The following is a 5,130-nucleotide window of genomic DNA, read 5'->3' on the forward strand; positions in this document are numbered from 1 at the left end:
CGCCACCCCGACTGGCGTTGATGCAGTTCACAGGCCCTGACCAGCAAGTCCGGTCAGGGCCTTTGGCTTGCTCGGTACGCCGGACATGCCGCCGTCAACGCAGCGAAGCGCTGCCTAGCGCCGGCCGGGGCCGACCGGGCCGGGGCCGACCGGCCCGGGTCCGACCGGCCCGGGTCCGACCGGGCCCACAACACCGCCGGGTCCGACGGGTCCGCCGACACCCGCGGGTCCGGCGGGTCCGATGAACGGATGCGGGTCGATCCCCCCGGGTTCGCACTGGTTTGTCTCTGTGTTGAAGTACATGCCGTAGCCACAGCCATCGACGGGGTAGGCCCGACTGATGGCCGGTGCGGCGAGTCCCATCAGCGATCCTGATGTCGCGACAACGGCAAACATGGCGGCTCGGCGCCCCAACAATCGGCTCATTGCCGTCTCATTTCTGTTGTCAGCCGGTCGCTGATCACGGTGTTGACTGGTCCACCATAGGCGCGGGTAACCGGTTTCACCGGTGGCTCACTCGAATTGGGTCCAGCCGGCCGGCGGTGCGCGCGTTGCATTGATCTTCACCTACCGCACCGACAACCTGCCGCGCCACTCACTTCAGGAGCTGCAGCCGCCACTCCCGCAATATCGGCTCGACCATCACGAAATAGGTGGTGTTGTCGTCGCCCTCGGGGCCGCCCGTCAGTATTCCCGCGGCGCTGATCGTGCCATCGGGGTTCGTCACGAAACCCGGGCTGCCGCTGTCGCCTTCAGTGCTGTACAGATTCGTCACCACGAGGTTGCCGGCGACTTCGGTCACGACCCCGCACGTCTCCCCGGTCCGCGAGCCCACCTTGCAGAACGGCATGCCAACGTGGATCTGGCCGGGACCCAATACATCCCGGATGTGGTAACGGCCGTCGACGCCACCGTTGGGCGGGGGTGTTCCCGGGCGCAGTCGGATGATGGCCGCGTCGCGGTCGTCGCCGTTGTTCTCGCTGGCGAAGATCGGGCCCAGCGGCGCGGCCGCGGCGTCGGTCCATTCCGAGCCGTCGCCGGAATCGCAGTGCCCGCTGGTGAACAGGAAGTAGTCGCCGAAGCGGTTCTGGGCGGCGAAGCCGGCGGTGCAGACACTGTCGTCGTTGCCGACCTCCATGCCGGCCGTCGGGTTGGCCGGCGCCGCGCCGGCGAGCACCACACCGGCCGCCGCGAGCGCGGCCGTGAGCAGGCTCGGCTTCCACATGTCACGCCACCCCGGGACCACCCGGTGATGTTAGCCCGGCGCTGACCGCTGGAGACCCGAATCGCCGGCCATCGCCGCCCGGCCCGGGTCAACCGTTCCCACCGGGCTTGGTGCGCGTCGATTCCCCGCTGAGCCCCCGCGCGGTGTTGACCAGACCCACCATCGAAAACGCCTGCGGCGTATTGCCGACCTGGCGCCCGGAGTCGGTGTCGTACTCCTCGGAGAGCAATCCGACGTCGTTGCGCAAGCCCAACAGTCGCTCGAACAGCGCCCGCGCCTCGTCGCGCCGGCCGATGCCGTGCAGTGCGTCGGCGAGCCAGAATGTGCAGACCAGAAACGCCCCCTCGGTCCCGGGCAGCCCATCGACCGATCCGTCGGATGTGTCATAGCGCCGCAGGAAGCCGTCACTGGACAGCTCGCGCTGTACCGCCTCGACGGTTCCCACCACCCGCGGGTCGTCCCACGGCAGGAACCCCACCCGGGGAATCAGCAGCAGCGCCGAATCCAGGCCGGCCGAACCGTAATACTGGGTGAACGTGCCACGCTCGGTGTCGAAGCCGTGCTCGCAGACGTCGGCGTGGATGGCATCAGCAAGCTCCCGCCACCGATCGACGGGACCTTCCCGACCGTGGTTGCGCACCGCGTGCACCGCCCGGTCCACCCCGGCCCAGGCCATCACCTTCGAATGCACGAAATGCCGCTGCGGGCCGCGGACTTCCCACAGGCTGGCGTCGGGAGAGTCCCAGTGGCCTTCGAGGAAATCCAGCAGGGCGCGCTGGATGTCCCAGGCGGTGTCCTCGCATTCCAGCCCGCAATCCAGCGCCAGGTTCAGGCCGTCGAGCACCTCGCCCCAGACGTCGAGCTGGAACTGGCCCGCGGCCTCGTTGCCGGTCCGCACCGGCACCGAACCCTCGTAGCCGGACAGCCAGTCCAGGGTCTGCTCGGGCAACCGACGAGTGCCGTCCAGGCCGTACATGATCTGCAGCTTGGCCGGATCGCCGGCCACGGCGCGCACCAACCATTCCCGCCACGCTTTGGCTTCGGCGGCGTAGCCGGTGCCCAGCAGCGCCTGCAGAGTGAAGGTGGCGTCACGCAGCCAGCAGTACCGGTAGTCCCAATTACGCACGCCGCCAAGGCATTCTGGTAGCGACGTGGTGGCTGCAGCGACGATCCCGCCGGTCGGGGCGTAGGTGAGCGCCTTGAGGGTGATCACGGCGCGGCGCACCGCGTCGGCCCACTGGCCGCGGTATTGGCACTGGTCGATCCAGTTCTGCCAGAACGATTCGGTTTTGCCCAGTGCCCGCACCGCCTCGGACCGCACGGCCTCCGGCAGCAGGTGCGACGGGGTGTGGGTCAGCACGAACGGCACTTTTTCGCCGGCAGCCACCTCGAACTCGGCGACGGTGGTCATGTTCTCGCCCCGCATGCCGACCGGACTGGACAGACAAAGCGTGTCGGGGCCGGCGACCGCGATCAGCCCGTCGTCACGGCGGCGAATCCAGGGCACCACATTGCCGTAGTCGAACCGGATCGTCAGGTCCATTCGCATCGAGACCCGCCCCGACACGCCTTCGACGATCCGGACGACGTCGGCGCTCTTCCCGCGCGGCGGCATGAAGTCGGTGACCCGCACCGTGCCGCCCGGGGCGTCCCATTCGCTGTCGATGATCAGCGTGTCGCCGCGGTAGCCGCGCCGGGTCGCCGGGCCACCGCCGGCCGGGGCGATGCGCCAGTAACCGGCGGATTCGTCATGCAGCAGCGCCGCGAAACAGGCCGGGGAGTCGAACCGGGGCAGGCACAGCCAGTCGATGCTGCCGTCGCGGCCCAGCAACGCCGCGGTGTGCAGGTCACCGAGCAGCGCGTAGTCCTCGATCAGTGCTGATGCCATCGGCCGCTAGAGGCGTTCCTTCACCGCGGCCGACAGCCGGGAACCGTCGGCCTTGCCCGCCGCGATCGCAGTGGCGGCCTTCATCACCAGGCCCATGTGCTTCATGTGCGGCCGCTCGCCGATCTCCTCGGCCACCTGGGCCAGTGCCGTTTCGACGACGTCGGCCAGTTCGGCCTCGTTGAGCGGTTCGGGCAGGTACTCGGCGATGATCCGGGCCTCGGCGTGTTCTTCGGCGGCGAGCTCACCGCGGTTGTTCTGGGTGTAGATCTCGGCCGACTCCGCCCGCTTGCGCGCCTCGCGGGTCAGCACCTTGAGCACGTCGTCGTCGGTCAGCTCGCGGGCTTGCTTGCCGGAGACCTCCTCGGACTGGATCGCGGCAAGCAGCATCCGCAGGGTTGCGGTACGCAGCTTGTCCTGCGCCTTCATCGCTTCGGTCAGGTCCGCCCGCAGTCGGGATTTGAGTTCCGCCATGGCGCATAACGCTACGCTCAGCCACATGGTGAATCCGCCGCCGCCCGGCTATCCGGACCCTGGCTTTCCCCCGCCCGGCTACGGCCCGCAGTCCGGGTATGGCCCGCAGCCCGGTTACGGGCCGCCACCCGGTTACGGCCCACCCCCGCAGGGCTACGGACCACCACCGCCCGGCTACGGACCACCACCCCCCGGTTATGGCCCACCACCGCCGGGCTATGGCCCTCCGCCCGGTTACGGGCCACCACCCGGTTTCGGTCCGTCCCCGGGCTATCCGCAGCCGGAACTCAAACCGGGCGTGATCCCGCTGCGCCCGCTCAGCCTGACCGACATCTACAACGGCGCCGTCGGCTACGTCCGCGCCAATCCGGCCGTCGTGCTCGGGCTGACCGCGATCGTCGTGGTGGCCACCCAGATCATCAGCGGGATCGCACTGGCCGGCCTGCTGAAGGCAGTCGCGCCGGAGCATCGCGGCTCGTCGTCCGGCGAGATCTCCGGCGGGGACGTGGTGGCGTGGCTGATCGCGTTCGCGGGCGCGGGACTCGTGACAGCCCTGGGCACCATCGTGCTGACCGGCATGCTGACCGCCGTCGTCGGACGTTCGGTCTTCGGCTCACCGATCACCGTCGGGGAAGCCTGGGCTATCGTCCGCACCCGCTTTGCGGCGCTGATCGGCCTGACCGTCCTGGTCGGCCTGGCGGCGGCGGTACTGTGCGGATTCGCCGCGTTCGTCATCGTGATGGCCGGCGGCGCCGGAGGGCCCGGCGCCGCGGTGCTGGTGGGACTGCCGCTGGTGCTGGCACTGATCGCAGCGCTGGGTTACGGCTATGCGGTGGTGGTGTTCGCGCCGACGGTGATCGTGCTGGAACGCCAACCGGTGTTCGAGGCGATGCGCCGGTCGTTCACGCTGGTGCGCAACAGTTTCTGGCGAGTGCTGGGAATCCTGGCGCTGACCGCGCTGATCGCGTCGCTGGTCAGTAGCGCGGTCGAGTTTCCGTTCAACATCATCGGGATGGCAGTCACCCATGGCGCCGACGCCCTGACCACGGCGGCGCAGCTGGACGTGTTCTCCCGGATAGGCGCGACGATCGGCCAGATCATCGTGCTGCCGTTCACCGCCGGTGTGGCGGTGCTGCTGTATACCGATCGCCGTATCCGCTCCGAAGCGTTCGATCTGGTGCTGCGCACCGGCGTGGCGAGCGGACCGTACGCCGCCGGGTCGACCGACCAGCTGTGGCTGACCCGGCCGCCGGGGTGAGGACTGCCGGGTGCCCACCGTCGACATTGACCGCGAAGCCGCCCGGGAGGCCGCCGAACGCGAGTTGGCCAAACCGATGTATCCGCGGCCATCGCCCAAGCAGCAGTTCATCGACTACCTCGAGACACTGGTTCAGCGGCTGATTCTCAAGGGCGCAGAGCTGCCGGGCGGGTGGTTCACCATCAGTGTGCTGCTGATCCTGCTCGCGGCCGCGGTGGTGGCCGCGGTCGCAGTCGGCCGGCGCATGCTGCGCGACGGCCGCGGTGACCCGCGGTTGTTCGGTCCCTC

Annotated in this window: 4 protein-coding genes and 1 pseudogene; 2 read left to right on the forward strand and 3 right to left on the reverse strand. The window is 69.2% G+C overall.

Annotated elements, in window-relative coordinates; translation table 11 throughout:
• Window positions 1-595 precede the first annotated feature (595 nt).
• The 3 genes from DQP56_RS22515 to DQP56_RS22525 form a co-directional block, all read right to left on the reverse strand.
• On the reverse strand, window positions 596-1,225 hold the full coding sequence (locus DQP56_RS22515; protein ID WP_112689206.1) for a S1 family peptidase: 630 nt from the start codon (window positions 1,223-1,225) through the stop codon (window positions 596-598).
• A gap of 88 nt (window positions 1,226-1,313) precedes the next feature.
• On the reverse strand, window positions 1,314-3,113 hold the full coding sequence (locus DQP56_RS22520; RefSeq protein ID WP_112689208.1) for a glycoside hydrolase family 15 protein: 1,800 nt from the start codon (window positions 3,111-3,113) through the stop codon (window positions 1,314-1,316).
• Window positions 3,114-3,119: 6 nt separating this feature from the next.
• Window positions 3,120-3,584 (reverse strand): GatB/YqeY domain-containing protein, encoded by a 465-nt coding sequence (locus DQP56_RS22525; protein ID WP_112689210.1) that lies wholly within the window; start codon window positions 3,582-3,584, stop codon window positions 3,120-3,122.
• 28 nt (window positions 3,585-3,612) lie between these two features.
• On the opposite strand from DQP56_RS22525, the gene DQP56_RS22530 reads away from it, so the two are divergent.
• Together DQP56_RS22530 and DQP56_RS22535 are read left to right on the forward strand one after the other, a co-directional pair.
• Window positions 3,613-4,842, forward strand: coding sequence for a DUF7847 domain-containing protein (locus DQP56_RS22530; RefSeq protein ID WP_435673903.1), 1,230 nt, complete (start codon window positions 3,613-3,615; stop codon window positions 4,840-4,842).
• A gap of 10 nt (window positions 4,843-4,852) precedes the next feature.
• Window positions 4,853-5,130, forward strand: a pseudogene (locus tag DQP56_RS22535) (DUF4129 domain-containing protein); the annotation flags it as partial.

The sequence above is a fragment of the Mycolicibacter senuensis genome (assembly GCF_003284925.1).
Taxonomy (GTDB): domain Bacteria; phylum Actinomycetota; class Actinomycetes; order Mycobacteriales; family Mycobacteriaceae; genus Mycobacterium; species Mycobacterium algericum_A.

Bases quoted from the DNA above. Each gene is read 5' to 3' on its own strand.
- DQP56_RS22515 (WP_112689206.1), bottom strand. From the start codon at position 1,225: ATGTGGAAGCCGAGCCTGCTCACGGCCGCGCTCGCGGCGGCCGGTGTG.
- DQP56_RS22520 (WP_112689208.1), bottom strand. From the start codon at position 3,113: ATGGCATCAGCACTGATCGAGGACTACGCGCTGCTCGGTGACCTGCAC.
- DQP56_RS22525 (WP_112689210.1), bottom strand. From the start codon at position 3,584: ATGGCGGAACTCAAATCCCGACTGCGGGCGGACCTGACCGAAGCGATG.